General features: G+C 61.0%; 19 protein-coding genes and 1 tRNA gene. 10 read left to right on the top strand and 10 right to left on the bottom strand.

What is annotated here, in order from left to right; all coding sequences use genetic code 11:
- The first annotated feature begins 46 nt into the window (after positions 1 to 46).
- Positions 47 to 895 (top strand): alpha/beta fold hydrolase, encoded by an 849-nt coding sequence (locus OKW39_RS37170; RefSeq protein WP_429564896.1) that lies wholly within the window; start codon positions 47 to 49, stop codon positions 893 to 895.
- Positions 892 to 2,472 carry an AMP-binding protein gene (locus tag OKW39_RS37165; protein WP_429564895.1) on the top strand — a complete coding sequence of 527 codons (1,581 nt, stop codon included), beginning with the start codon at positions 892 to 894 and terminating at the stop codon, positions 2,470 to 2,472. The genes OKW39_RS37170 and OKW39_RS37165 overlap by 4 nt, the downstream gene beginning before the upstream one ends.
- Before the next feature lie 7 nt (positions 2,473 to 2,479).
- Here the strand turns inward: OKW39_RS37165 and OKW39_RS37160 are convergent, their stop codons facing one another.
- Genes OKW39_RS37160 through OKW39_RS37150 form a run of 3 tightly spaced genes read right to left on the bottom strand, consistent with a single transcriptional unit; the run spans position 2,480 to position 6,376 of the window.
- On the bottom strand, positions 2,480 to 2,827 hold the full coding sequence (locus OKW39_RS37160) for an enoyl-CoA hydratase/isomerase family protein (RefSeq protein WP_429564894.1): 348 nt from the start codon (positions 2,825 to 2,827) through the stop codon (positions 2,480 to 2,482).
- Positions 2,828 to 2,870: 43 nt separating this feature from the next.
- A complete protein-coding gene (locus OKW39_RS37155; protein ID WP_429564893.1) occupies positions 2,871 to 3,140 on the bottom strand; it encodes a hypothetical protein in 270 nt (89 codons plus the stop codon).
- A gap of 56 nt (positions 3,141 to 3,196) precedes the next feature.
- Positions 3,197 to 6,376: a bifunctional diguanylate cyclase/phosphodiesterase gene (locus OKW39_RS37150; protein ID WP_429564892.1), complete on the bottom strand. Its 3,180-nt coding sequence runs from the start codon at positions 6,374 to 6,376 to the stop codon at positions 3,197 to 3,199.
- 755 nt (positions 6,377 to 7,131) lie between these two features.
- On the opposite strand from OKW39_RS37150, the gene OKW39_RS37145 reads away from it, so the two are divergent.
- Entirely contained in the window at positions 7,132 to 8,193 is a 1,062-nt protein-coding gene (locus OKW39_RS37145) for an IS110 family transposase (RefSeq protein ID WP_090812806.1), read from the top strand.
- Between the two features lie 305 nt (positions 8,194 to 8,498).
- A complete protein-coding gene (locus tag OKW39_RS37140; RefSeq protein WP_429564891.1) occupies positions 8,499 to 8,762 on the top strand; it encodes a hypothetical protein in 264 nt (87 codons plus the stop codon).
- A 721-nt stretch (positions 8,763 to 9,483) separates the two neighbouring features.
- On the opposite strand, the gene OKW39_RS37135 is transcribed toward OKW39_RS37140, so the two are convergent.
- Positions 9,484 to 9,729 (bottom strand): hypothetical protein, encoded by a 246-nt coding sequence (locus OKW39_RS37135; protein WP_425199364.1) that lies wholly within the window; start codon positions 9,727 to 9,729, stop codon positions 9,484 to 9,486.
- 277 nt (positions 9,730 to 10,006) lie between these two features.
- Between OKW39_RS37135 and OKW39_RS37130 the strand changes: the two genes are divergently transcribed.
- On the top strand, positions 10,007 to 12,322 hold the full coding sequence (locus OKW39_RS37130; RefSeq protein WP_167368749.1) for a LamG-like jellyroll fold domain-containing protein: 2,316 nt from the start codon (positions 10,007 to 10,009) through the stop codon (positions 12,320 to 12,322).
- A 1,567-nt stretch (positions 12,323 to 13,889) separates the two neighbouring features.
- On the opposite strand, the gene OKW39_RS37125 is transcribed toward OKW39_RS37130, so the two are convergent.
- Positions 13,890 to 15,377, bottom strand: a complete 1,488-nt coding sequence (locus OKW39_RS37125; protein ID WP_429564890.1) for an RICIN domain-containing protein — start codon at positions 15,375 to 15,377, stop codon at positions 13,890 to 13,892.
- A gap of 989 nt (positions 15,378 to 16,366) precedes the next feature.
- Between OKW39_RS37125 and OKW39_RS37120 the strand changes: the two genes are divergently transcribed.
- From OKW39_RS37120 to OKW39_RS37105, 4 genes are all read left to right on the top strand, one after another.
- On the top strand, positions 16,367 to 16,687 hold the full coding sequence (locus tag OKW39_RS37120; protein WP_429564889.1) for a hypothetical protein: 321 nt from the start codon (positions 16,367 to 16,369) through the stop codon (positions 16,685 to 16,687).
- Between the two features lie 34 nt (positions 16,688 to 16,721).
- Entirely contained in the window at positions 16,722 to 17,060 is a 339-nt protein-coding gene (locus OKW39_RS37115; RefSeq protein WP_429334476.1) for a hypothetical protein, read from the top strand.
- Between the two features lie 72 nt (positions 17,061 to 17,132).
- Positions 17,133 to 17,567, top strand: a complete 435-nt coding sequence (locus OKW39_RS37110) for a hypothetical protein (RefSeq protein WP_429564888.1) — start codon at positions 17,133 to 17,135, stop codon at positions 17,565 to 17,567.
- Between the two features lie 406 nt (positions 17,568 to 17,973).
- Positions 17,974 to 18,279, top strand: a complete 306-nt coding sequence (locus OKW39_RS37105; protein WP_429564887.1) for a panthothenate synthetase — start codon at positions 17,974 to 17,976, stop codon at positions 18,277 to 18,279.
- Positions 18,280 to 18,371: 92 nt separating this feature from the next.
- Here the strand turns inward: OKW39_RS37105 and OKW39_RS37100 are convergent, their stop codons facing one another.
- Positions 18,372 to 18,719 (bottom strand): hypothetical protein, encoded by a 348-nt coding sequence (locus tag OKW39_RS37100; protein WP_176078868.1) that lies wholly within the window; start codon positions 18,717 to 18,719, stop codon positions 18,372 to 18,374.
- A gap of 119 nt (positions 18,720 to 18,838) precedes the next feature.
- On the bottom strand, positions 18,839 to 20,125 hold the full coding sequence (locus OKW39_RS37095; RefSeq protein ID WP_429564886.1) for a methyltransferase: 1,287 nt from the start codon (positions 20,123 to 20,125) through the stop codon (positions 18,839 to 18,841).
- 324 nt (positions 20,126 to 20,449) lie between these two features.
- Here OKW39_RS37095 and OKW39_RS37090 point away from each other — a divergent pair, with 324 nt between their 5' ends.
- Entirely contained in the window at positions 20,450 to 21,436 is a 987-nt protein-coding gene (locus OKW39_RS37090; protein WP_429564885.1) for an aldo/keto reductase, read from the top strand.
- Positions 21,437 to 21,596: 160 nt separating this feature from the next.
- On the opposite strand, the gene OKW39_RS37085 is transcribed toward OKW39_RS37090, so the two are convergent.
- The 3 genes from OKW39_RS37085 to selB form a co-directional block, all read right to left on the bottom strand.
- Positions 21,597 to 22,352 (bottom strand): tyrosine-type recombinase/integrase, encoded by a 756-nt coding sequence (locus OKW39_RS37085; RefSeq protein ID WP_429564884.1) that lies wholly within the window; start codon positions 22,350 to 22,352, stop codon positions 21,597 to 21,599.
- 167 nt (positions 22,353 to 22,519) lie between these two features.
- Positions 22,520 to 22,612 (bottom strand) — tRNA-Sec (locus OKW39_RS37080).
- Positions 22,613 to 22,661: 49 nt separating this feature from the next.
- Positions 22,662 to 24,575, bottom strand: coding sequence for a selenocysteine-specific translation elongation factor (selB, locus tag OKW39_RS37075; RefSeq protein ID WP_429564883.1), 1,914 nt, complete (start codon positions 24,573 to 24,575; stop codon positions 22,662 to 22,664).
- Positions 24,576 to 24,584: the final 9 nt, after the last annotated feature.

Below are 24,584 nucleotides of genomic sequence, written 5' to 3'. Positions count from 1 at the left end.
GGTCGGTGGACCGCGTGTGCAAGCCTCAAGTAATGGAAAATCCGCAATGAATGATCGTGTCCCCTCATGGTTCGATCACGCCATGGTCCAGCCGCGTCGATCTCACTTCACCGAAGGCGGCGGGGTGACTGTCCATTATGTCTCGTGGAACGCCGCAGACACCGGTAAGCCGCCACTTGTCTTCGCACACGGTTTTCTCGGGCACACGCACTGGTGGGACTTCATTGCGCCCTTCTTTACCGATCGCTTTCGCGTCTTTGCTCTGGATTTCCGCGGCATGGGCGACAGCGCCTACAGGCAGGAATACAGCGCCGACGTTTTCGTGCGCGACCTCGTCGCTGTCGTGGATGCAATCGGCTCTGGACCGTGCGTCGCGGTGGGCCACAGTTTCGGCGGATCGCGTCTGCTCCAGGCGTGCGCGACCTTTCCCGATCGTCTCTCGCATGCAGTCGTGCTCGATTCGTATTTCATGCTACGCGGCGAAACCTTGCCTGCAGTGGAACGACGCCCGCCGCCCCGCCCCTATCCGGACTGGCATACTGCACTCAGTCGCTTTCGACTCATCCCGGAACAAGATTGCGAGCCGTGGCTGCTCGAGCATCTCGCGCGGACATCACTTCGTCAAACCGCCGACGGCTGGGTATGGCGCTTCGACCCGAAGTTGCGGAATCTCCAGCCGGTCGAAGGCGAAGAAGACCTGCTGACCCGCATCGCGGTTCCGGTCAGCTACGTTCACGCCGAGTGCAGCAGCGTGGTCAGCGCCGATCGCGCGCGCCGCATCGTAGCTGCGATTCCCGGCGCGAAGGGTCCCATCACGATGCCACGCGCAGGCCATCACATGATGCTTGACCAGCCACTCGCGCTGGTGAGTCTCTTGCGAGCCTTGCTAGCATGAATTCCAATCTGCGCGAATCGAAAACTGCGCCGTGGTCGAGCGGTTTGCCTCTTGCGGCCCTGATTGCGCGCGCCGTCGCAAAGCACGGCGCGACGCCACTCCATTTTCATACCCAGGCCGGCGCCTACACTTGCACCACCGAGTCCCTGCTGCACGACGCGCAAGAGATTGGCAAGGCACTCACAGCCCTCGGTCTGCGTCGAGGCGATGTGATCGCGATACAACTTCCCACACAGCGCGAGACTGCGCTTCTGTATCTGGCTGCACTGGAGATCGGTGCGGTACTCGTGCCGATCGTACACATCTACGGTCCCGCCGAAGTCGGCTTCATCCTTCGACAATCCCGCGCCCGCGTTCTGTGCGTGCCCGGTTTCTGGTCCCGAACCGACTACCTGGAGCGTGTCGCCGCGCTCGGCGACACGCCCGACCTCGAGCGCGTGATCGTCGTTGGCGATCGGGCGCCCTCGAACGGCATCACGTTTGGCGCGCTGCAACGACTCGCCGCGACAACGCATGAACACCGCCCTGCCGACCCGCCAACGTCGGAAGACATTTGCCTGCTGCTGTACACGTCAGGAACGACAGCTTCGCCCAAAGGCGTGCAGCACTCTCATCGCACAGTAGGCGCAGAGTGGCAGATTCCGTTCATCGACGGGCCTGGGCCGTATCTCACGCCCTTCCCTGCTGGCCATATTGCAGGCTTCAATTTCCTGTTGCGTCCATTCATTACAGGCACCGAGATGGTGTTCATGGACCGATGGGACGCCTCGCTTGCCGCGCGACTGGTCGATGAGTATCGCGTGCGCCTTTCGGGCGGCACACCGTTTCATCTCCAGGGGCTCCTCGAAGCCGCCCGCCGCGACGGGCGCAGCCTGGCGTCCCTCGCTTCTTACAGTCTGGGCGGCACGGGTGTCACGCCGGAGCACGTCGCCATGGCCGATCGGGCCGGCTTCGCGGGAACCCGCGCGTACGGGCTGACCGAGCAATCGACAGTGAGTGTCGGCTGGGCCGATTCGCCTTTTGATATCCGGGCCTGCACGGACGGTCGCATTCAACCCGGCTCGCAGGTGCGCGTTGTCGACGAGTTGGACAGCGACCTGCCTGCCGGACGCGACGGCGAGATTCTGATCAAAGGACCGGAGCTGTTTGTCGGCTACACCGACCCGGCGCTCAATGCGGCCGCGTTCACTCACGACGGATGGTTCCGGACCGGCGATATCGGCCGTCTCGACGAAGACGGTTGCCTGACCATCACGGACCGAAAGAAGGACATCGTGATTCGCGGAGGAGAAAATATATCGTCGCTCGAAGTAGAGCGAGTACTTGCCACTCACCCGGCCGTGCGCGATGTCGCCGTCGTGGCGCAGCCAGACGCACGATATGGAGAAAGAGTCTGTGCGATCGTCGTCTTGCACGAACGCACGTCGCTCGACCTGATCGCAGTCCAGACCCACTTTGCCGGCGCGGGCGTGGCGAAGCAAAAGACGCCCGAGCAACTTTGCATCGTTGCAGAGCTGCCGCGCACGCCTTCGGGAAAGGTGCGAAAAGGCGATCTGCGCAAGCAACTTTCCGCGTAGTAGCAAATCAGCTGGTGCTTATCGAGCGGAGCCGTCCCGGCGCGACTTGAAAAACCGGCTTGTCGCTCGCCTCGATCACCGGATGAACGTGCAGCGACAATGCCGGCGAAGCTGTGGCAGCGGAAGTGCCGAACTCGCGAATATCACCTCCCGCGGAAAAGCCGCGTCCACTGCCATTGAGTACGATCGCGCGAACCCGCACGTCGCACCGGGCCGCTTCAAACGCGGCAACGAGTCCGCGACGGATTCCCAGACCTAATCCGTTGACTGGCGGATGGCTCATCGTGACGATAGCGATTTCGTCTTCTACACGATACTCGACGTCGGCGAAGCGATGCGGCTTGCAATGCGTCATCGGTTATCCGCTGTGGCGTTTGACGATGGCGGGCACTGTTCGCCTAACGGTTGTTAGCAAGCCAACTCGGCATATCCGCCGGCCACGGATCGGCATACACCGCGTGCACACCCATCGCGCTCGTGTAGGCCAGATTCAATATGTTGCAAAACGCGATGAAAGCCAGCACCCGAAGCGCCGTGCGCACCGGCGGATGGCAACCGACACGATCGACACCTCGCTCGATGGCCGTATATCCGCCCGTTAATTTCCGCCGTTGGTCGAGGTTTTTCGGAGGTCGCTTGAGGGTCCGAGTGCAGCCAGTTGTGATCACGCGTGGCCGCTCCAGCCCCGGAGAATACTATCGCGCGAAGAAAGCTACTGCGGCGCTCAAGCCACCTTGCGTACGCTACTCCAGGACCGCAATTCGGTAGGCGACAATGCTTTCGAGAAGAGGAAACCTTGCAGTTCGTCGCAACCAATGTTTCGCAGGATCTGAGCCTGATGCTCGCTCTCGACTCCTTCGGCGACCACTCGGAGGCCCAGTTCGTGGCCGAGCTCGATGATTGCCCGAATAATTGCGAGGTCGGCCGGCGCATCGAGCATGTCTTGCACGAACGCGCGGTCGATCTTGAGGCGATCAAGCGGAAATCGGTTCAGATAGCTGAGGCTTGAGTAACCGATACCGAAATCGTCGAGGGATAGCTTGACTCCAAGCTTGCGGATCGCCTGGATCGTGGTGAGATAGTTCTCCGCGTTGTCCATCAACACCGTCTCAGTGATCTCGAGTTCGAGCCGATCGGGAGCCACGCGGTACCGCTCGAGACTGTCTGCGAGCGAGCTTATCAAGTCTGGATCGCGCAGCTGGATCGCGGACACGTTGATCGAGACGCGCAAATGCATCAGCCCGCCAGCGTCCCACGCGGCGACCTGTCGGCATGCTTCGTCGATTACCCAGGCACCGATCGGAATGATGAGTCGTGTGTCTTCGGCGACCGGAATAAACTGCGCAGGCGACACCGTGCCGATCTGCGGGCTGTTCCAGCGCAAGAGCCCCTCAACGGCAACCGGTTCGCCCGTGCGGGCATCGACACACGGCTGGTACGCGAGCCGGAACTCCTGCCTGGTGATCGCCGTGCGCAGGCACGCTTCGAGCGTCAACCGGTAGCGCGCGCGTTCGGCCATATCAGGTGCGAAGAACTTGACGAGGTTACGTCCCGCGGCCTTCGCCTGGTACATCGCGGCGTCGGCGTTCTGCATCAGGGTATCGATGTCCTCGCCATCGTCCGGGAAAAGTGCCACGCCGACACTGCATGACACCGGCAATGCGGCGCCGCCTAGTTCATGCGGCTGACGAACGAGCGGCAACAGACGATCCTCGATCGCACGGGTAACATCCGCCACATTGCTGACACCGTTGAGGATTACCGTGAACTCATCGCCACCGAGGCGGCTGACGGTGTCATTGCTGCGCACGGCTTGCAGAAGGCGCCGCGCGACCGAGCGCAACAGGTTGTCGCCGATGTGATGGCCAAGCGAATCATTGATGTTCTTGAACCGGTCCAGATCAATGAAAAGCACGCCGACGCGTTGGCCGGAGTGGCGCGCATTGCCGAGTGCGACGCCAAGGCGCTTGGTGAACAGCTCGCGGTTCGGCAGTTCCGTTAGCACGTCGTGTTCGGCTAGGAACTGAATGCGCGCCTCGCTCTTCTTGCGGTCCGTGATGTCGATCAACGTGCAGATATAGTGCGACAGGTTCGCCCGCCGGTCGCGCACCGCGCTCACCATTAGCCATGCCGGATAGTCGTTGCCGGCCCGCCTTCGCACCTGCGCTTCGCCATGCCACCCGCTGAGGCGATCGACAGAATCGATGACGGCCGGAAAAATGTCATCTTGCTCCTGCGTTCCAAAGAGGAAAGCAGGCTTCTTGCCCGCCACGTCGTCAGCGCAATATCCAGTCGCTCGATAGAACGATGCATTGGCAGTGACGAGCCGTCGTTGCTCATCCAGAATCAGAATCGCCTCGGATGATGCCTCGAACACCTTGCCCCACAATTCGAGGCGTTGCTCCATCAGCTTGATCTGGTTGATTGGAGTGAATGCAGTCAATACTGCGTCGCGCCCCTGGAAGTCGAGGCGTCGCGCCGACAGCATGGCCCACGTAGGTTCGCTGCCGGCCTTCCAGCGCACCTCGAATTCGTCTACGGCATCTCGGTCCGAGAGTTGCTGGAAAAACCGCGCGCGTACCTCCGAGTCGAGACCGAAGCCCCAGGGGTCTACCGTGCAGCCGTTGAGCCAGGCAAGCGCTGGCCGGTTTGCGTGCAGGATCTCATGCCCCGGGATTGACGTGACGACCATCGGCACTGGAGTCGCCTCTACAAGAGCGTATTGCGCGGCCGACGCACGCGCTGTCGCGGCAAGCTCCTTCTGCACGACGCGCTCGCGGTCAAGCTGCGCGAGCATGTCGTTGAAGCCGCTCACGAGCTGGCCGATCTCGTCCTGACTATGCCACCTGGCGCGCAGCGAGTGGTCTCCTGTGCGGCGCACGGTATCCATCACGCGCGCCAGCTGGCGCAAGGGGCGGGAAATCTGCTGCGCGACGAAGTACACCATGCTCAGGATCGCGCATAGCAGAAAGAATGCCGTTCCAAGGTGCAGCCACATTCGCTCAAAGAGGCCGCGCACGCGCTTATGCAGAAGACTTTCGAGCTGGCTGCCGGTGTTACTCCACGCGTCGCTTACGCTCGTTACCAGGCGCTGCTGTGCGGAATCGAGCCGGTTCAGCGCGGCCGCATCCGCGCCAGCGTCAACTGCGGCTCCAGCCATGCGGCGATACGTTTCGACGGCGGCGAGCATGCGTTCGACCGACGGTCCAATCGTGCCGGTCAGTGTGCCGTTCGCGGCCGAAGCTTCCGCATAGTCCGAGCGCAGCCCCTGCAATACTGCGTCGAGCTGTCCCTCCAGCACGAGGTAGCGGGTACGCATCTCATCGTGGCTCATCGATGCGGCGTGAGGGTTCGCGCCGGCATCGTGCAGGTGGCGGCCGATCCGGTTGACGTCGCCGAGCAGCTCCGGGTAGCGCAGAATCGACAGTGACATTGAATAGTAGCTGTCCAGGTCCGGATCCAGAATCAGGTTCGACTGGTTACCGACCCGGGTCACCAGTGCGCGCGTCGCGTCGAGGCCGAGGTCCACCGTCGATGCGCTCGCATGCGGCGCCGAACTTGCTTCGAGTGCATCGCGGACCCGTTCGTTAATAACTGCGCTTTGCATGTTCGCGCCAAAGCGGCGCTCTGCGTCGTCGAGTCTGCTAGCAGTGCTCTTCAATTGGACCGCAGTCTGCGGCTGCCCAGCCCCCGCGAGTGCGAAGTCGATAAGCGCGTCATGCACGGCCGCGACGTAGGCATTCCCGATCAGCTCCTTGTCGGAGAAGTCAATTGCGATGTACTTTTCGCGGATCAGGATGCCGCTGATGTAAAGGACTGCGCTCAAGTCGAGCAGATAAATCAGCAGCAGCTTTCGGCCGACGCGGAGACGTCCGAGAAACCGGAAGAACAGGTTGCGTTTCATGGGCGTGGTCGCTCTATCGCAAAGTTTTCGTCCCACGTGCGGCAAGCCAGGCGTTTCACTGAGTTTCTCCGTGCAGGGAACGTCGGACCTCTGGTTTAGATCCCACGGCGGGAAGAGCCCCTGATCAAGCTATCGACCGGTTGAAGAACTTCTTTAGTCTTTGCTTAAAACGCCCCATAACGGTGCTAGAAAAGCGGCAACACGGTGCGAACATTTCGAAGGAGGGTGCCTTTTGGGCAGTCGTGCAATGGTGCCAGGACTTTGTCATGGCGAGTGCCTTTGGCAGGGCAGCAGTCAATATGCGAACTTTTCGCTTCCGCGGCCAAGGGGGCGACCATTCGGACGTTGAATCCGCCTCTGCTTCCGTACGTTCGATTGTGAAAGACGGACGGTCCTTCATCGGCCTTATGCGAAGCTTTCCATAAAGCAGAGATTTTTTGGTTGGCGATCGCGGCTGCCGACGCGTGTACAGGCTGGTCGGGGCCAGTCCGCGATCGGTAATCAAAAAAATCTCTGCTTAAGCCGACGCTCGTACTTCAGGAACCGTGCGGCGGCTGCACGTCCCTTTGCTGTCATTCGCGAAGCGGTGCGGTCGAATGTCAGCTTCCCAGCACCGCGGTTGAGTCTTAACGACCCACTCCGGCCCTTGGATCCCGCGTTATCTCAACGAATTAGTAAGGACTTTCCCGATCTCGTGGCATAGCGATATGCCAGGATGGTTGGTGCTAGACAACTCATCTGGGAAGGGGAAAGTCATGGACAAGATTACTCGTATCGGCGTGGATCTGGCCAAGAACATCATCCAGGTACACGGCGTGGACAGCATGGAACGCGTGGTGGTCAGGAAAGCCATTTCACGGCAGAAGTTTCTCGAATGGTTTGCCAACCTCGAGCCGTGCCTGGTCGCAATGGAAGCGTGCAGCGCAGCCCACTACTGGGGGCGCAAGCTGCGCGCGCTCGGCCACGAGGTTCGGCTGATCGCGCCGCAGCTCGCCGCGCCCTACCGCAAGGGCGGCAAACACGTGAAAAACGACAGGCTCGATGCCGAGGCCATCTGCGAGGCCGCGGGCCGACCGCACATGCGCTTCGTGGCCGTCAAAACGGCAGAGCAGCAAAACGTGCTGCTGCTGCACCGGATGCGGGACGGTTTCGTTGAGGAGCGTACCGCGCTCGTCAACCGGCTGCGCGGTGAGCTGGTCGAGTTCGGCGTGTTCCTGCCGCAAGGCATCAATGCATTTCGTGCCCACTTCGTCGAGGCACTGGAGGACGGGGCCACCGAACTGAACGGTGTCGCGCGCACTGCGCTGCTGCGAGGCTGGGAGCACCTGCAGGGCCTCGACCAGCAAATCGCCTGGTGCGACGCGCAAGTCGCCACGCACGTGAAGCACGACAGCAACGCGCAGCGCGTGATGGCGGTCATCGGCATCGGGCCGCTCACCGCGTCGGCCACGGTGGCTACCGTCGGCGACGCTCGCCTGTTCAAAAACGGCCGCCAATTTGCCGCCTGGATCGGCACGGTGCCCAAACAGAAGAGCAGCGGCGGCAAGACCCACCTGGGCCGCATCACCAAACAGGGCAACACGTATCTGCGCACGCTGCTGTTCCAAGGCGCGCGCTCGGCAGTAACGAGCGCCCATCGACGAACCGACCGGCTCTCGCGCTGGATCGTTCAGCTCCAGGCACGCGTGGGTTGGTATCGAACGCTGGTGGCTGTCGCCAACAAGCACGCGCGCATCCTCTGGGCAATTCTGGCCAAGGGCGAGCGCTTCGATCCCTCGTATGTCTCCACTCCCTCAACACCGGCCCAGCCACGGTAGGACAACAGCATGAACAGGTAAATTCGCAGCGTCACCTAAAAGCGTGACTTCGTAATCCAGGACGCAAAGGCAAGGATAGCGACAGGTCAGACCGGCAGCGGGCGAACTCGAAAAGCTGTGAGGCGCTACACGAAATGTATTCGCCGTCCAACGGATGGAGTCCTGCTGCGCGGTTACTATCCGGGCCCGGGCACCCGCAATGATAGTGCTCAACAAGGCCGTTTATAGGTGTGCAGTCTGTCTCGCCGCTGAATGCCGAATGTGTACCCCGATGACATGGCAATCGAATGGATGGACGAGGATGGATGGATAAATCAACCCCAGCTTGCAAAAAAAGGGAAGTCCTTATAGGCAGCTTTGAAGGGTACAACGGCCATGTGCGCGGTCTCGTCGCACGGCAAGTGCTCGGCGCTCATGACGCTAAAGTACCTCGCCGCCGCTCCATCCATCAACCATTAGAAATGCTGTCTCATGCCTGCGTACGACACGCTTACCGTGACGGCTCCCGTCACATCGCCGCCAAGACTCGAACACTCGCCCATGGACGCCTCTATGCATCCGAAGTATGAGCGCGTTATGCCCACGGAGGACTGCAGCGACCGTTCGTACGATGGTTTTATTTTCGTCGTCCGTCTACCTTGATTCCATGGAATTTGAGATTTCATTTCGCATCTGTATCCCGTGAAGTTCACGATGAGCAGGAGCGGAAGGAGAGTTGGTCCAGCTGCGTCGAGACGATCGGATGTCGGCGGTAGCGACCAGCGTCTTCTACGCGGCCGGCGTCGAATGTGGCTACCTAATTCGTCGCACACTGCACAAGGAATTCCTCGCTACGTACTCAGGTAAACGAACAACAGAGTCTGACACAACGCACCCAATGGAATCAGTTGCTTAGCGATGCCGTAATCACCTCCCGATGAAATACAGTTTCCACACAAAACGCAGCTCGACCCGATTCGCGCAGAGATCTTGCGACAGGAGGGTTTGACACAAGCGGTGGCGCTACAAGGGGGACATGGGCGCCGACACTTTCACCCACTGCCGATCCCGCACGCTACTCAACAAGCAGGAAATCCTTACAACCGCAAACCTTCAGAAACGTAACAATGTGCCGTAAGCACATATGCAAACGTTTGCTTAACGCTTCACCGAACCTTAGAGCATTCCTTGGAGTTCCGTCCGGTTATATGCGGCTCCCCTGGCGCCGCGCTCGGAAATCGCCTTGCGCCGATGAGCAAAGCGAGGTGTCATTCTGCGATCTGCGCACCATCGCCGCACCGGCGCATGAGTTTAAGTCGCTTTGCGAACGTTGGCAGTCGTGCCCACGACCGTATGCGCCAGCCCCAAGTCGGCGTCCACGTCAATACGGCACGTCGCGCCGAAGCGCCAGGTCTTGGTCTGATGCATCTCAGGGCCGCGCTCGCCGCCCTTGTTCGTCGTCGAACACGGCGTGGCAATCAGCATCGCATCAACCGCCGTGCCTTCCTTAAGCGTATAGGCGTCAGGGCTCAGTGGCGTGTGCTCATTTATGCGCATCAACGCTCCGACGGCAAACGGCGGGGTGGCCCTTCGCCCAGGCTTGCGCGTGCGGTGCAATCAGCGCCATCAAATCTTTCCACGCGCGATGTGCGCCTTATCTCGTCGAGAAGCGCGCTTGTGCGTGCTGTGCGTCGATTGGTGAGGTCAACATTCGGGTCGGTTTGTCTCACACGTCCTTTCGTGCCCGGCATGCGCCGGCTCCAACATCAAAGTCCAGGCGAGCTTTGAACTCTATCTATCGCTGTCCCACTGCATCACCACAAGGAAGGTGTCTATGAAAAAACCGAATCAAGACGCGACTCAAACGATAACGGAATACGCAGCGGCAGAAATCGGTCGGGGCGACGAGGGAGGCGCGCTTTTCGACGTGTTGTCGTCCCTAAAAAGCAACATGTCGCGCCGCAACTTCCTGCAGGGACTCGGAGCGCTTGCTCTGACGGGATGCGGAGCCGGCTCGGGGTCCGACAGCGGTACGGGAGCAGCGAGTGCAGCGCGCAGCCAGCAGGCAGTCGCAAACGCACAGGCAATCGTAAACGCACAGTCTGGAAGCAGTTCATTCGTCCATCCCGGGCTGCTCCACACACAGGACGATCTGAACCGGATGGCCCAGAAGGTGGCAACCAAGGCTTCGCCGTGGATCGACACCTGGAACTTGATGCTCACAAGCCCGTACGCCAGCACATCATGGAAGCCCAGTCCCCAAGCGGTCATTTACAATGCCATGCCCGGCTACTCGGACAATTGCGGGTATCTCTATAACGACATCGCCGCCGCCTATGCCAACGCGTTGCGCTGGAAGATTACCGGAGACACGACGGCTGCCAATACGGCGGTGGCCATCATGAACGCCTGGGCGTCGAAGCTGACGCAAATCGCCTGGTCCAACGGTAACTACGGCGGTTTCTTGCGGGCGGGGCTCCAGGGTTACACGTTCGCTAACGCCGCAGAATTGATGCGCGACTACCCGGGCTGGGCGCCGGCGGACTTCTCGGCGTTCCAGAACATGATGCTCAACGTGTTTTATCCGATGCAGGTGGCTTCGGGTGCGCAATTAGTTGAGGGCATCGCCGACGGGACTGGCTGGGCTCTCGCTGTCTACTCAAACTGGGATCTCATGACCGCCGCAATGGTTCTAGCGGTGGGTGTCCTATGCGACAACCAGACGATCTTCGACCAGGCGATCAGCTATTTCAAACAAGGCCTTGGCAACGGCGCTATCGAGAATCTGGTCGTTCACCTTCATCCTGGCTATCTGGGCCAGACCCAGGAGGCTGGGCGCGACCAGGGACACGATACACTCAGCATTGCCCTGTTAGGTTCGATCTGTGAAATGGCGTGGAACCAGGGCACCGATCTGTACGGCTACGACAACAACCGGGCCTTGGCCGCCAGCGAATACGTCGCGAAGGGCAACCTCATCCAGTCAGGCACGACCTACTACTCCGTGCCGTTCACTCCCTATTACTGCCCTACCACCGGTGCGTACGACAACGTCTTTTCGACCTCCGCTCAGGGCAACCTCCGGCCGCAGTGGGCGCTCATTTACAACCATTACGTCAACCGGAAAGGTATAGCCGCTCCATACTGCCAGAAATTTGCGACGTCGCACTCACCGGAAGGCGGACTTGGCACTGGCGGCAATTCTGATCAGTTGGGCTATGGCACCTTGACCTTCCAGCGCGACCCCATTGCTCAAGGGACTCCGCCTTCCGGCCTGATCGCGCCAACGATTGCCGGCCAGATCGTCCTGTCCTGGTGGGGAACCGCCTATGCGACCAGCTACAACGTCTACCGGAGCACGACGTCCGGCGGCCCCTACACGCTTGCCGCGAGCGGTATTTCCGATCTTCTGACGTATACCGACGCCAACCTGCCCGCAGGCGCTTACTACTACGTGGTGACCGCGATCACGCCCTCCGGCGAAACGACGCAGTCGAACGAAGCGATGGGCGTGAGCGGCACGCGGATGTATACCAACCTCACCTTCGACGAGGGGAGCGGCACCACCGCCTCCGATGCGACGGGCAATGGCAATAACGGCACGCTGCTCGGCGGCGCAACATGGGCGGCCGGCAAGCACAACACCGCCGTGCAGCTCAACGGGAGCGGCGCCTATGTCACCCTGCCGGCCGGTTTCATCTCAGACATCAACGACTTCACCATCGCGGCCTGGGTGTACTGGAATGGCTCCTCGAATTGGCAGCGTATTTTCGACTTTGGCAACAACACCACTCGTTACATGTTTTTGACACCGCGAAGCAATCTCGGCACGGTGCGGTTTGCGATCACGGAGAGCGGCACTGGGAATGCCGAGCAACGTATCAACGGCACCGCGGCGCTGCCGATGTCGCAATGGGTGCATGTCGCGGTGACGCTGTCCGGTGCGACTGGCACGTTGTACGTCAATGGAGCCGTTGTCGGAACCAATGCCTCGATGTTCCTTTCGCCGTTCCAATTGCGAGGTACGACGAACAACTGGCTCGGACGTTCACAATCTAATGACCCGTATTTCAGCGGTCTGATCGACGACTTCCGTGTCTATAACGGCGCCATGAGCGCCAGCGACATCGTCACGCTCGCCTCGTCCTGAGGTAGGTAGCATCGCACCGGCTTTTCGCGAGCCGGTGCGATCGGCTTCAGGAGCATGCGCCTGTGGCGTGCGCTCATATCCGTGGTCGAGGGCAGGCATCCTACAAACCTAAACAGTAGCGGACGTACGAATGTCCTCGTGCAAGACCGGGCGAACGGCGCTTCCTGGCCGACAGTACTCATCCACAGAAGCCGCCCGAAAGCGGCCGTCGACGATTTTCAACGGTCGCTCTACAGGACCTTGATTGAACTGGTGCTCTCGGCCAGCTACTGACGTTGGTCGGCACCTTCTCGCGGACGTTCCGACGTCTGCTACCCCGCATTACCCGCCGCTCGGGCAGGCACGCTCCGTCTTGTTGTACTGCAATATGTTTGTTCGACGCCCGACCCGCTTCATCGTCTCGATGATATACACGAGTATAAGAGCCCGACGCTCGCGTACGACTGCGGCAACCGTTCGTAGAATGGCCGTCTTGGGAGCATCCGCATACCATGGTTCCATGGACGGTGCGATTGTCATTTAGGAGGCGAGGATCGAATCGGCAGGTCTTAGTTTGGACGCTTGTGAACTGTTGTAGGACATCACCCGGCCAACGCGTTGACACAATGAGTCTCCTCAGGTTCCTACCTCCGCACCCCTGGGAAAAACGGAACCTGCTTCGAAGCCGGCTTCCGCCGGCTTTTTTTTACCGAGCGGTCAGCGAGCGGCGGAACGCGCCTGCCACCGGTAGCCAGGCGCAGACCCCGGCCAAGTACGGCGCGTCGACCTCGACCTCGGGCCGAGGTTTCACCGTCGGCTGAGGTACAAGCCGTTGATTTGTTGCACATCGACGACGGCCAGAGCCAGGTACTTGCCGGCCGGGAATGCCCAATGAAGTTCGGGCTGCGGGTCATAAGGAGAGGAAGACGATGAAAAAGATCGGATACCCCCGCTTCACCGCCATCGAGCTGTGGATCCTCGCCGTCTCCATCGTCATCGCAGTCGGAGTACAGATATGAGTGTAGCGCCCACGCCGGCGCATCGCTCGCGCCTCCCTCCGAACGACTTTTCCGACTGTCTGCTCCGCAGCTAAAGCTCCCGTTGAGATACCGTCGGTCGAGGGGCAGAAGTGGGTCGTTAGCTGACTTTGACACGCACCTTGGCTGAGCCGCTCGGACATTCTTGCTGAACGCGGTTCCGCGCCGATGTAATCGGGCTGTTCTCACCCAGTGTGGGCCCGTTCTCATCGAATGGGGTCCGGAGTACGGCGAGATTCTCAACTAATGCGGTCCCGACGTCAGGACGACCCGAACTGGTATCAGGGGGCGCCCTACATCGCGGAGGTGGTCGTGTTCAATGAGCGTGAGTTGGCGCACTGTCATCCTCACGAAAGCAATACATTCACACTCGGGCTTGCCATATTCAAGACGGGATGCACTGACGCTTACCGAATACGAGTCCTGACAGAATCGGATGCGGGTGGGGAGACGGAAGCTGCAACAACTTTCCGTGTCGACTCACCCGGCAGCGGAGCTATAAAGCCCCGCGTGGAACGCCCGCATCTTCAGATTTGCCTGGCAGCTTGCGATCAGGGGGCGAGAACTTGCCACTGCTGGCTTTGCAAACCTTCGTATTGCCAAAGGTCTGCATTTGCACCAGAAGCCGTCGAGCCACCCTTGACATCGAGGCACGAACCGGGCGCGTGGGCCGGACACAGACGGTAATACTGCGAGCCGGTCGAGATGACACGCCAGATCTGATTGGCGGCACCGTGGTAATTCCACACCAGAACCTGCGCCCCGTCTCCGGTACCCGCTCCGCTCACGTCCATCGCCAGGCTGCTACTGGCGGCGGCGACCTCATATTCGCCATTGCCCAGATTGACGAAGCTCCACAGTTGGCTTGTCGACCTCGTATAAGGAGTTTGCGTCAGCAAGCTGCCGTTTGCCTGGCCGGCCGGTGCCAGCGCCAGCCCGCTCGATCGGGATACGATCTGATATGTCCCGTCCGGAATCGGCCCGACGCCTCGTGCACTACCATGACCCTGCACTGAATAGTTCGCACCGACCGTGTAGGAGCCGAAATTGTCGATCTGCCACCAGCTATTGGCGAGCGCCGTATTGCCGGCGAGCGTGCCGGTTCCACTGCGGGTGATGATGCCTTCATTGGTGTTGCCGATGGCTGTATTGCCGACTATCGTTCCAGTCGTGGACTCCATGTCGAGACCGCTCATGGACAGACCGTTGTAGTTCGCAGTGCCGGGCGCGGTCGAGCCGTTGAAACTCAGGTCGTTGTTCGAGACGGTGAGATTGGCAGGAGTTTGCTGGGCATGAATACCCAGCCGATAGTTGCCGACGAATGTCGAGTTATCGACAGTGATCGCGTTGCTCCCCGGTCCGTTGATATGCAAGCCATCGCCCGCCCACGAGTTCAAGAAGCGCGAGTTGGTAATCGTCACATTCGTCGAGCCCCATAAATACGCATTGTGCCAGGCAAGGCCGTCGTTACCGTGCACCATAATGCCGCTATCGTGAAAGTAGGAGCGATCGATGGTCAGTCCATTGATGGACCCGGTTGCCATTCCTTCCGCCGTGTTCCTCACCTCGACGTTCAGAATCTTCAGGTTGCTCGCGTCGACAAGCTCCAAACCCTTCGCGGCTTCGTTGAGGCCACCGCCCGCCACCGAGTAGGCGTTGTTAGGATCAAAAGCCGCCGATTTCGGAACCTGTCCGTCAAGCACAAGGTTCGAGATGGTAATGTCGTGCAGGCTCCTCTGGCCATTCACAAGGATCAGGTTCCATACATAGGGCGTCGATGGTCCTTGAATCACCGTTGCGGCACCTTGGCCCGTCAACGTGATGTTGCTGCCCGGGATCTGGATCGAACTGCTCAAGGTCCAGACGCCCGCGCCGAGCGTAACGGTGCCGCCACCCGCTGCCGCTACCGATTGAAGCGCGCTCTGAATGCTCTGCCCGGGCTGAACGGTGGCGTCCAGCGCGTGCGCGCCCTGCGTCGGCAACAAAGCAGAGAGAGCCAGAGACGTTACTAGACTAATTGACCATCGTTCACTTTTCATGGAGAGTTCTGAAAAAAATCGACGTACTGAGATGGAGGCGCCGTGGGGTGGCGGCAGAAGAGGCCAGGAGAAGGAGCACGATTGGGACCGTCAAGAGCCATGCTTCGTGCTTGATGCGTCGTCGCGATCAAGCGGTTTATCGTCATCCGCGGGCCGGACTTGAGGGGCCTTTCATAAATTTTGTGTTCAAGGCATAACATGTAGCTCAAGGAGCATGTATGCCACGCAAACCCAAAACGGCCCCCCAGGCCCAGCCGGCCTTACCGTCAATTCCAAAGGAACTAAGGAAACACTGATTTATCTGGCTCGGTCGCGACAGCATTGCGTTGCGCGCCATTCCTCGCTGACCCCTGATAGGGCTGAAGATCCGCTGTATTGGCCGGTCATTGCAGTGAAGCACTTCCCACAGCAGACGGCAGTAATATTCGGCCAATAGTTCACGCGCTTCTGAACGTCTTCCTTCAACTCGCCGCATTCATCGCAGCGATCCAGGACACTGACCTGCAGCGGTCGGGAGCGCCACTGTTCGAGCGCGTTCATGTCAGCAGCCCTCGTGTTGATCTGCGACGCCGACGGCGATGATGTTCGCGGCCATCTTCCGCAGTTCTGACGACGTTGGATCATCTCGGTGCAGCTCGAGTAAATCTCTTGCGTTCATGCTCATCGTGGCTCTCACTGGATACAGGTCCATGGAATCAAGATAGACGGACGACCCAAAGAAAACCATTCTACGAACGGTCGCTGCAATCCTCCGTTGGCATAGCGCATTCATACGTTTGGATACCTCGATGGCATCCAGGAAGTGAGTGTTCGAGTCGGCGATGTACCGGGAGCCAGTCATACGCAGGTGACCGTGTCGACGTTGCCGGGAGACAGCATGCCACTCACGAAGTCTGAAGGCGACGTGGTTGCCGATCTTGATGTTTGGGCCTGTCAGATCTGTTGTCCAGTGTGGCATTTTCCGCCAGCGGGCAATCGACATTCGCATGTTGCTCGAGACGCAGATCACCGACAACACGATCCGATTCAAGCCGTCAAAGACGGCCGGCACGAGTGGCAAGGTGCTGGACGTTGAGATCACGCTGCAGATCCGCACGGTGATCGATCGCGCGAAGGCGATCAAGAAGAAGTACTTGATCACCAGCCCATACCTGTTCCCCACGCAGAAAGGCGGGGCGTATTCGAAGACCGGGCTTCATTCGATGTGGCGCCGCGCAAAGGATCGCGCCAACGTCACTGACAGCATCCAGTTCAAAGAGCTGCGGGCGCTCGGTGCAACAGACGCCGCAAAGGCCGGGAAAGGTGGGTGACTGTCACGCTGACAGCATCCGACGGGCCGACATCATGTCCGTGCTGGATACCGTCAAGGCGCGCGGTGCCGCGCGTCTGGCCAACCGGCTGCTCGCCGAACTGAGGCAGATGTTCGGCTTTGCACTGGTGCGCGAGATTGTGGCGGCCGATCCGACGACCGGCATCGAAAAGAAACACGTTGGTGGTCAGGAGGAGGAACGCGAACGTGTGCTGTCGGAGGCCGAAATCCGCGCGTTGTCAGCCAGACTCGCCGACGCCAATCTGCTCAAGTCGACGCAGCACGCTGTATGGGTCATGCTCGCGACGCTCACGCGGATCGGCGAACTGACCCGCGCGCGCCGTGCCGACATCGATCTGGCAGCGGGCACCTGAATCATTCCGGCGGACCACTCGAAAAACGCGAAGGAGCACACGATTTACCTAAGCGAGTTTGCCAAGACCCACATGCGGGCGCTGCTCGAACTCGGCGGCGATGAAGTCTGGCGCTTCCCGGCCGCCCGGCACGACGGGCCAGTGTGTTCCAAGTCCATTACGAAGCAGATCTATGACCGCCAAGGCGCGGCAAGCGGCACGCCGTTGCAGCACCGCAGCCAGCACATCGACGCGCTCATCTTGCCAGGCGGACGGTGGACCCCTCACGATCTGCGCCGAACGGGCACGACGCTGATGGGCGAGCTCGGCGTCCATGGCCACGTGATCGAGAAGTGCCTGAACCACCTCGAACAGAACAAGATCAAACGCACCTATCAACGGGCGGTCCGGCAGCAGGAACAGGCGGACGCATGGCGCCTGCTCGGCGCACGCCTGGAACTCCTGATGGATATCCCGTCGAACGTCGTGCCACTCCGGCAGGACGCCGCGCTCTCCGTGGCCGCATAAAACCTACGGCGAAAGGTGTTCTGCGCGCCGTACGCGCGGACGCTTGCAGTCTTCGTCTCGCGCTCAGGCGATTCGCCGCTCAGCCCCATAACGGCCTGCCTAGTGCTCAGAGACTTGCGAACGAATTCGATAAAACCTTTGATGACGCGGAACCGAATAAATTGGACTTGCCGGATTTGCGACGCGAATTTGTTGGATTCGCAGAAGGGTGAGATTGGCACACGTTGCGCCCGTTGCGAATGGCTGCCGTCGCCAATTGTTGCCGCTCCGCGTCAATTCACTGGTTTCCGATGCTCAGTACCGTTCCGCACCCATACGCGGGAATATTGCCGAGCCCACGAAAGCAACATCGGAGATCTCTTATGCTTGAAGAGTTCTTTCAGGGCCTTAGGCAAGGAGAATGACCATGCGCATGCTTCTCAACATACGGATTTCCCACGAGCCATTCAATGCTTTTGTGCGCGATGGCACCATCGAGGAAGTGATGGCAAAGATACTTGAAGCGATGAAACCGGAAGCAGCCTATTTTACGGAGCAAAGCGGAGGACGCGAAGTCATCCTCGTCATCAACCCTGATGAGCCATCGCAGATTCCCGCATTTGCTGAGCCGTGGTTTCTCACGTTCAACGCCGACTGCGAGTTTCGCGTTGTGCTGCTACCGGAAGACCTGCAGAAAGCCGGGTTGGAGATGCTCGGATCGAAGTGGAAATAGCAGGCGCTGCATGCCGCGGAGCCAGGCCGCAGCACCGCCAATGAAGCCTTGCGGTCCGCCTTGTCGCGTCAAGAACAGGCTCTCTTACCAACCTAACGCTGACGGATCGCCGAGTACAAGTTCGCTACCAATCGCGCGGCGACCATGTGCAGGGACTGAGCCGTGGACAAGGTGCGGAACCCTTCCTGAAAATCCCATGAAGCAATGAGGGGGTGCCCGAGCGTCCTGACGAATGCTCTGCGCATTCTTTCGGTATCGCCAAATCCGGTCTCTCTGGCGATCACCGCAAGTGAGAGTTCCCCGGTATCGACGAGGCTGCGGGCGGCATCGACCCGCAGGATGAGCAAGATCGACAAGGTTTTGTACACCAGCAAGACGCGTACGTCGTCGGGCGTCCGCGACGGCGAAAGATAGCCGCCCGCGCCCGTGCCGAGATCCACCTCGGCGTCGACCGTCAGGTCGGCCGGCAGCGCAACCTACAACATCGACGTCGCGATCGACATCGTCTGAACGCCGTCTCCATTACGAAATGCGGTGCCTGGAGCGCGAGGGATGTGCGCTACTCGAATGCAACGAGGGCTTGCGGCGAAGGTGGCAGCGGCGTCACCGTTACGTTGGAAAAGCCGGCTTCGCGGCCCATTTGCTCGAGTTCGCGCGCGGTGTACGCGTCGCCTTGCGGCGTGGACGCAAGCATCATAAAGGAAAACGCGGCGGCGAACGGCGGCGACACGCGATCCTCGTCGGGAACAAATTCCACCGCGAGCGCTCGCCCTGCGGGACTGAGGCTCCTCCGGACTTTCGAGAGTAATTCCACGCAGGTTGGCGGATCGAAGTGGTGCAGGAAGTTCGTGATCAGCGCCAGATCGAAATTCGTACCCCAATCGACTTCGAACGCACTGCCGGCGACCGTGCGGTAACGCGAACTGACACCGGCCGCTGCGGCGTTCTGCGTCGCGACCTCGAGAACCGGTTGCCAGTCGGTCGCCACGATTTCCGCGCCGGGGATCGCTTCGGCGATCGCGATTCCGAACAGCCCATGCCCGGCTGCAATGTCCAGCACGCGCTTCGGTGCCTGAGGCCGCGCACTCACGTGTTGCGCGATGCTCTGTGCGGTTTGTGTCACGAACGGTGCCATCGCACGCGCAAACTTCACCCAGACGGGATGCTCGGGCGCGATGTTGCCCAGCCCCACGGCTCCTCCGTTGCGAACGAACGCGGCGGGGTCGTCCAGCCACAGTGCCGTCATTTCAGGAGCCGCCAGGAAATCCACGATGCTCCCCATCCAGGCCGGCGAGGAAGTCGTCAGGAATGCGGTGGTCGACGGCGTCAATCGGTACTGTCCCGTTTCCTTCTGCAGAAACCCGTGCACAGTCAGAAAGTCGCAGAGTATGCGCACACCGCGCTCGGCGGCCTTTACCCGCTCGGCTATACGCTTCAGGTCGCCGTGCTCGTCCGCTATCGCGGTGAACAGATCGAGCTCGACGGCGGCTTTCACCGCGGCAGTCTTCTGATAGGCCATCGCGGCATCGACGAAGGCCTGCGGAGAGATGTCGTCCATGGTCGGTAGCCTATCGTGAGATACCCTGCAAACAGGTGTTTGAATCGAATCTTTCTTGGCGGTTTTCAACGCGTTTGTGCAGCATGGGGCTTCTGATAAGCCTAGTCGAATAATGGCTGCGCGTCGAACCTCTGATTGGAGCGGGGGCGAGCGGCCACTCCGCGGGCCTGCGCGGATTCGGCGAAATCCCGATTTCGTGGCGCTGGCGCGCTCCGTTAGTCTCGGCCGGAACCCGAATTTCTGGGTTCGGCCGTCTTCAGCCCTTCGACCGCGCGCCGTGGCGGACATTCGGATGTCGGCTCGGAGCCGGACATCGGAGGCTCGCCGGCCGGCCATCATGTAACTCGTAGCCATTGATCGAACGATTACCCCGAGATCAAGGCAGGCACGCCGGCATGTAATCGCGCGCGGTTAACACACGGCTTGAGTGCGCTGCCGGAGTCGATAGGCTAAACACCGGCTGGGTTTAAGGTCTGTCTTGGTCGAGAAGAAGTTACGACTCTCATTGCGCGCCTGTCCGGAACAATCAGGCAACGAATCAAGAGGATCTGACTAACATCCCCTTCCTGCATGTGCCATCGTAAACGGAGCACTTTTCGATGGAGGAGCAGCATGCTTAAGACTCGGAAGCTTGGACGTGAAGGACTTGTGGTGTCGGAGATCGCGCTGGGCTGCATGGGCATGTCCTTTGCATACGGCACGCCGGACGACGAGGAATCGGTCGCAACGATCCATCGGGCGATCGAACTGGGTTGTACGTTTCTCGATACTGCGGAAATCTATGGCCCGTTCACCAACGAAGAACTGCTCGGCCGTGCGTTGAAGGGGCGCCGGCACGAGGTCACGATAGCGACCAAGTTCGGTTTTGCCTTTGAAAATGGTGTGCGCGGCCTCAATAGCCGCCCCGCGCACATCAAGGCAGTGATTGATGCTTCGCTAAAGCGCTTGCAGACCGATCACATCGATTTACTGTATCAGCATCGGGTCGATCCCGATGTGCCGATCGAAGATGTTGCGGGCACGGTGAAGGATGCGATCGCGGCCGGCAAGGTGCGCTTTTTTGGCTTGTCCGAAGCGAGCGTCGATACCATCCGGCGTGCGCACGCGGTGCAACCGGTTTCCGCCCTGCAGAGTGAATATTCGCTGTTCGAGCGCGGTGTCGAAGACAAGGTCTTGCCGGCGCTTCGTGAATTCGGCATTGGTTTTGTGCCATATAGTCCGCTTGGCCGCGGGTTTCTAACCGGCGCGGCGAAGCGGGCGGAAGAGTTGCCCGCCGATGACTGGCGTGCTGCCAACGATCCGCGCATTCAGGGCAGCAATTTCGACGCGAACATCAAGCTCGCCGACCTCGTCAAGGCGCTGGCGAAGGACAAGTCCGTGACGCCGGGCCAGATTGCCCTCGCATGGCTGCTTCATCAAGGCAACGATCTGGTGCCGATCCCGGGCACCAAGCGGCGCAGGTACCTCGAGGAAAACCTTGGGGCGGCTTCAGTGACGCTCACGGCCGCCGAGCTGGAAAGCATTCGCGCTTTCCTCTCGCAGCACAAGACGGCGGGTGCGCGCTACCTGCCGGCGATGCTATCGAATCTCGATCGGTAGCGCAGCGCGGACGATCAGGCGAGCTCCGCGAGGCAAGCCTCGAGGGTGGCGATCAGGCGGTCGACGTCAGTCGTAGAGGTTTGGTTTGTTTTTATTGAGCGCCTTGTAGTACCTTCGGCAGTTCCACATTCTGATGCATTGGCGCTGGATGATCGTCAGGTCATCCAGTCGCTCCTGACGAGCGACTACGCAAATAGCAGCCTTGGCCAAGCGTGCTTGACTCGTACACCGTGAACGTCTGCTCTACCTTGGGGAAGAGCCGTAGATGGCTCGCCATGTCGAACGTCGGTTCAGGGTCGACCTTCGCCTGTCGGCGAGCCGACCGTGCCGGGTTGCTGCCGGTGCGGTGGCCCATGATAGTCTCGGCGTCGAGGATGGCCTTGATACGGCCGCGCACCCGGCGCGCGGTTTCCGCCTTTTTCGTCCAGATCGGCTGGAGAATCCGCACGATCATCGCGGTGTCGATATCGCGCACCCGGACCTCGCCGATCACCGGGTATGCGTACCTCTTGAGCGTATGACCCCACTGTTGGACATGCTTGCGGTTTCGCCACTCGGGCTCCCGCGCGCAGATGAACGCTTCGGCTGCCTCACGGAACGACACGTTGGCATCCGCCGAGATATCGAGCAACTGTCGGCGCTGCTGCTCGCGCCGCGCGAGGATGGGATCAATCTGGTCCCTGACCATCTCGCGGTAGCTGGCGGCCAGTTTCCTCGCCTCGCCAAGCGAGACTCGCGAAACCGGACCGAGGCCCATCTCCCTCAGGCGGCCGTCAAGCCTGAACCGGAACACCCACGAACGCGCGCCACTGTCCGCGATCTGCATGTAGAGACCACCGCCGTCGGCGTAATGGCCCGGGGCCACCTCCTTCGCGATCCGCAGTGCGCTGAGCCGGTGCAACTGTCGTCCTGACATGATTCCCTCCTACCCACTTACCCATCTTCCTACCCATACTTCGTGTGTAAATTGTGTGGGACCTTACCGGAATCAGCAAGCACGCCGTTACCCATAAACCGCTTTAAAATCAGCCGCCTAGAGGACGTTTTCGGAAGATATCGGAATGCCCGGGAAGGCCTATGGGGCGGAAGGCAGCCGGAGTCGAACCGACCCGAGAGCGTCTGACGCCCCCAACTGGGTTTGAAGCCCAGCCGCACCACCGGATACGAATGCCTTCCTACGGTGATTGAATGACGCGAGCCCGATAGAAACAGACCGCCAGCCAGATCAGGGCAGATCGAGCCAGCGGCTATCCGTGCGCACGAGGTGCAGGCCACGGTGGAAGCGAGTATACCCAACCCGGTCGAAGAACTCCAAAAGCTGGATCGCGCGTTTTCGGCCGAGCCCGGTCGCGTCGCGAAACGGCGCGGCCGCCACGGTGCCGCCGTTCTTGTGCGCCTCCGCCGCCGCGATCGACGCAAGTTCGCGAATCACCTGCTGGTGGTAGAACAGGTCATGCACGACCTGGAACAGCTCGCCCTGACGCGCGAGCTTGCGCAGCAACTGACGCACGCGCTCCTCCGGCACACCGTGCGCGTTCGCGAGCTCGCGCACCCACGGCGGATCGAAACGCCCCGCCTCGATCTCGGGCAGCAGCGTCGCGGCAAGCGCCTGATCGGCGGCGTCGAGCGTCACGGCGTGGCCAGGCAAATGCAGCCACGGTCCGAGTCTGACGAGCTCGCCACGCGCCGCCGCATCGTCGACCAGCGCGCGCCACAGCGCGTCGTCGACCAGTGGCGCCGCGATGCGCCGCAAGCGCGACACGTCCGGGCCGAGTTCGTCGGGCGAGCGCTCGTGATATTGCGCGAGCGCACTCGTCAGGCGCCCCTCGAGCGTGTGCCATGTCGCGTCCGCGACCAGCAGCGCGTCATGGCCCGGCAGTTCGATCGTGCGTGTCGCGGTGGGCAACGCGAGCGCGGCTGCCGGCATCCCAGTGAGGCGCTCCAGCAACGCCCGCGACAAACCGTGCGGCGCGCGCGCGAACAGCGCGTCGAGTGAGCCGGTGTCGAGCAGCGACTGCATCGCGTCGAGCCAGCCGAAGCGCTCCGGCGAGCGCCGCTTGCGCGCCGGAGCGAACGCATCGAGCACGTGCCCGCCGCCCACCGTGCGATTGGCCTGAGCGTTACGCACGACGAAGCGATCGCCCGGCACCGTGCACAGCGGCAGCTCGAACACGAGTTGCACGCGCGCGCGCTGACCGGGCGCGAGCGTGTCGCCTTCGAGCAGCGCGACATGCGCAACCTGATGCTGCGTGCCGAGATGCACGTGCAGCGGCTCCCAATGTTCGAGCGCGTGCGGCGCGTCGGCGAGCAGCGTCAACGCGACGTCGATGCGCTCGCTCGCTTGCGACAGTCGCGGATCGACGATCCAGTCGCCGCGCTCGATCGCACTCTTCTCGATGGCCGCCAGATTCAGCGCGCAACGCTGGCCGGCGCGACCGGTTTCGGCGGGGCGATTCTGCGCGTGGATGCTGCGCACGCGCACCGATTCGTTTTTCGGCGCGAGCAGCATCGTGTCGCCGACGCTCACGCTGCCCGCCACCACGGTCCCGGTGACGATCGTGCCCTGCCCCGCGAGCGTGAACACGCGATCGACGGCGAGGCGGAACAGGCCGTCGTCGCGCTTCATGCGCCATGCGGCGGCCTGCTCGCGCAGATGCGCGTTCAGCGCGGCGACGCCCGCATCGCCCGCGCGCGTTGCGCAGGTATCGAATACCGGCGCGTCGCGCAGCACGCTGCCAGCGACGAACACACTCACTTCATCGCGCACTTCGCGCAGGCGCTCGTCGTCGACGCGATCCACTTTCGTCAACGCGATTGCGCCGCGCCGGATGCCGAGCAGTTCGACGATCGCCAGATGTTCGCGCGTTTGCGGCATCACGCCGTCATCGGCGGCGATGACGAGCAGCGCGAAGTCGATGCCGCTCGCGCCCGCGGTCATCGTATGCACGAGCTTTTCGTGGCCCGGCACGTCGATCAGACCGAGCACGTCGCCATTGTCGAGCGGCACGTACGCGTAGCCGAGCTCGATCGAAATGCCGCGCGCTTTTTCTTCCTTGAGCCGGTCCGTGTCGACGCCGGTGAGTGCCTTCACGAGGCTCGTTTTGCCGTGGTCGATATGCCCAGCAGTACCGACGATCATGCGTGCCCG

Source organism: Paraburkholderia sp. MM6662-R1 (assembly GCF_050436245.1).
GTDB lineage: Bacteria > Pseudomonadota > Gammaproteobacteria > Burkholderiales > Burkholderiaceae > Paraburkholderia > Paraburkholderia tuberum.
This window is presented reverse-complemented; position numbering and strand designations above follow the sequence as displayed.

Excerpts from the sequence above, each read along its gene's own strand:
- OKW39_RS37170 (WP_429564896.1), top strand. The coding sequence starts at position 47 with ATGAATGATCGTGTCCCCTCATGGTTCGATCACGCCATGGTCCAGCCG.
- OKW39_RS37165 (WP_429564895.1), top strand. The coding sequence starts at position 892 with ATGAATTCCAATCTGCGCGAATCGAAAACTGCGCCGTGGTCGAGCGGT.
- OKW39_RS37160 (WP_429564894.1), bottom strand. The coding sequence starts at position 2,827 with ATGACGCATTGCAAGCCGCATCGCTTCGCCGACGTCGAGTATCGTGTA.
- OKW39_RS37150 (WP_429564892.1), bottom strand. The coding sequence starts at position 6,376 with ATGAAACGCAACCTGTTCTTCCGGTTTCTCGGACGTCTCCGCGTCGGC.
- OKW39_RS37145 (WP_090812806.1), top strand. The coding sequence starts at position 7,132 with ATGGACAAGATTACTCGTATCGGCGTGGATCTGGCCAAGAACATCATC.
- OKW39_RS37140 (WP_429564891.1), top strand. The coding sequence starts at position 8,499 with ATGGATAAATCAACCCCAGCTTGCAAAAAAAGGGAAGTCCTTATAGGC.
- OKW39_RS37135 (WP_425199364.1), bottom strand. The coding sequence starts at position 9,729 with ATGCGCATAAATGAGCACACGCCACTGAGCCCTGACGCCTATACGCTT.
- OKW39_RS37130 (WP_167368749.1), top strand. The coding sequence starts at position 10,007 with ATGAAAAAACCGAATCAAGACGCGACTCAAACGATAACGGAATACGCA.
- OKW39_RS37125 (WP_429564890.1), bottom strand. The coding sequence starts at position 15,377 with ATGAAAAGTGAACGATGGTCAATTAGTCTAGTAACGTCTCTGGCTCTC.
- OKW39_RS37115 (WP_429334476.1), top strand. The coding sequence starts at position 16,722 with ATGTCCGTGCTGGATACCGTCAAGGCGCGCGGTGCCGCGCGTCTGGCC.
- OKW39_RS37110 (WP_429564888.1), top strand. The coding sequence starts at position 17,133 with ATGCGGGCGCTGCTCGAACTCGGCGGCGATGAAGTCTGGCGCTTCCCG.
- OKW39_RS37105 (WP_429564887.1), top strand. The coding sequence starts at position 17,974 with ATGCGCATGCTTCTCAACATACGGATTTCCCACGAGCCATTCAATGCT.
- OKW39_RS37095 (WP_429564886.1), bottom strand. The coding sequence starts at position 20,125 with ATGTCCGCCACGGCGCGCGGTCGAAGGGCTGAAGACGGCCGAACCCAG.
- OKW39_RS37090 (WP_429564885.1), top strand. The coding sequence starts at position 20,450 with ATGCTTAAGACTCGGAAGCTTGGACGTGAAGGACTTGTGGTGTCGGAG.
- OKW39_RS37085 (WP_429564884.1), bottom strand. The coding sequence starts at position 22,352 with ATGTCAGGACGACAGTTGCACCGGCTCAGCGCACTGCGGATCGCGAAG.
- selB (WP_429564883.1), bottom strand. The coding sequence starts at position 24,575 with ATGATCGTCGGTACTGCTGGGCATATCGACCACGGCAAAACGAGCCTC.